2 rRNA genes (1 of these 2 cut by a window edge) are annotated in these 2500 nt (G+C 49.7%); both read right to left on the minus strand.

Features of this window, described 5'->3' with window-relative positions:
* Position 1: 1 nt before the first annotated feature.
* A 5S ribosomal RNA gene (rrf, locus tag HMPREF1481_RS07755) occupies positions 2-117 on the minus strand.
* 77 nt (positions 118-194) lie between these two features.
* A 23S ribosomal RNA gene (locus HMPREF1481_RS07760) occupies positions 195-2500 on the minus strand; it runs 596 nt beyond the window's last position.

Raw genomic sequence — 2500 nt, forward strand, 5'->3', positions numbered from 1 at the left:
AGCTAAGCGACTTCCATATCTCACAGGGGGCAACCCCCAACTACTTCCGGCGTTCTAGGGCTTAACTTCTGTGTTCGGCATGGGTACAGGTGTATCTCCTAGGCTATCGTCACTTAACTCTGAGTAATACCTACTCAAAATTGAATATCTATCAAATACTAAGAAAACCTTTCGCTTTCGTATTCTCAGTTACTTTGGATAAGTCCTCGAGCTATTAGTATTAGTCCGCTACATGTGTCGCCACACTTCCACTTCTAACCTATCTACCTGATCATCTCTCAGGGCTCTTACTGATATAAAATCATGGGAAATCTCATCTTGAGGTGGGTTTCACACTTAGATGCTTTCAGCGTTTATCCCTTCCCTACATAGCTACCCAGCGATGCCTTTGGCAAGACAACTGGTACACCAGCGGTAAGTCCACTCTGGTCCTCTCGTACTAGGAGCAGATCCTCTCAAATTTCCTACGCCCGCGACGGATAGGGACCGAACTGTCTCACGACGTTCTGAACCCAGCTCGCGTGCCGCTTTAATGGGCGAACAGCCCAACCCTTGGGACCGACTACAGCCCCAGGATGCGACGAGCCGACATCGAGGTGCCAAACCTCCCCGTCGATGTGAACTCTTGGGGGAGATAAGCCTGTTATCCCCAGGGTAGCTTTTATCCGTTGAGCGATGGCCCTTCCATACGGAACCACCGGATCACTAAGCCCGACTTTCGTCCCTGCTCGAGTTGTAGCTCTCGCAGTCAAGCTCCCTTATACCTTTACACTCTGCGAATGATTTCCAACCATTCTGAGGGAACCTTTGGGCGCCTCCGTTACCTTTTAGGAGGCGACCGCCCCAGTCAAACTGCCCGTCAGACACTGTCTCCGATAGGGATCACCTATCCGGGTTAGAGTGGCCATAACACAAGGGTAGTATCCCAACAACGTCTCCTTCGAAACTGGCGTCCCGAGCTCATAGACTCCTACCTATCCTGTACATGTGGTACAGACACTCAATATCAAACTGCAGTAAAGCTCCATGGGGTCTTTCCGTCCTGTCGCGGGTAACCTGCATCTTCACAGGTACTAAAATTTCACCGAGTCTCTCGTTGAGACAGTGCCCAAATCATTACGCCTTTCGTGCGGGTCGGAACTTACCCGACAAGGAATTTCGCTACCTTAGGACCGTTATAGTTACGGCCGCCGTTTACTGGGGCTTCAATTCATACCTTCGAGTTACCTCTAAGCACTCCTCTTAACCTTCCAGCACCGGGCAGGCGTCACCCCCTATACATCATCTTACGATTTAGCAGAGAGCTGTGTTTTTGATAAACAGTTGCTTGGGCCTATTCACTGCGGCTGACGTAAAGTCAGCACCCCTTCTCCCGAAGTTACGGGGTCATTTTGCCGAGTTCCTTAACGAGAGTTCTCTCGCTCACCTGAGGCTACTCGCCTCGACTACCTGTGTCGGTTTGCGGTACGGGTAGAGTATGTTTAACGCTAGAAGCTTTTCTTGGCAGTGTGACGTCACTAACTTCGCTACTAAACTTCGCTCCCCATCACAGCTCAATGTTATAGAACTAAGCATTTAACTCAATTCACACCTCACTGCTTAGACAGACTCTTCCAATCGTCTGCTTTAGTTAGCCTACTGCGTCCCTCCATCACTACATACTCTAGTACAGGAATATCAACCTGTTGTCCATCGGATACACCTTTCGGTCTCTCCTTAGGTCCCGACTAACCCAGGGCGGACGAGCCTTCCCCTGGAAACCTTAGTCTTACGGTGGACAGGATTCTCACCTGTCTTTCGCTACTCATACCGGCATTCTCACTTCTATGCGTTCCAGCGCTCCTCACGGTACACCTTCTCCACACATAGAACGCTCTCCTACCATACCTATAAAGGTATCCACAGCTTCGGTAAATTGTTTTAGCCCCGGTACATTTTCGGCGCAGGGTCACTCGACTAGTGAGCTATTACGCACTCTTTGAATGAATAGCTGCTTCTAAGCTAACATCCTAGTTGTCTGTGCAACCCCACATCCTTTTCCACTTAACAATTATTTTGGGACCTTAGCTGGTGGTCTGGGCTGTTTCCCTTTCGACTACGGATCTTAGCACTCGCAGTCTGACTGCCGACCATAATTCATTGGCATTCGGAGTTTATCTGAGATTGGTAATCCGGGATGGACCCCTCACCCAAACAGTGCTCTACCTCCAAGAATCTTGATGTCGACGCTAGCCCTAAAGCTATTTCGGAGAGAACCAGCTATCTCCAAGTTCGTTTGGAATTTCTCCGCTACCCACAAGTCATCCAAGCACTTTTCAACGTGCCCTGGTTCGGTCCTCCAGTGCGTCTTACCGCACCTTCAACCTGCTCATGGGTAGGTCACATGGTTTCGGGTCTACGACATAATACTAAGGCGCCCTATTCAGACTCGGTTTCCCTACGGCTCCGTCTCTTCAACTTAACCTCGCATCATATCGTAACTCGCCGGTTCATTCTACAA

It is taken from the genome of Streptococcus sp. HPH0090 (genome assembly GCF_000411475.1).
Classification (GTDB): domain Bacteria; phylum Bacillota; class Bacilli; order Lactobacillales; family Streptococcaceae; genus Streptococcus.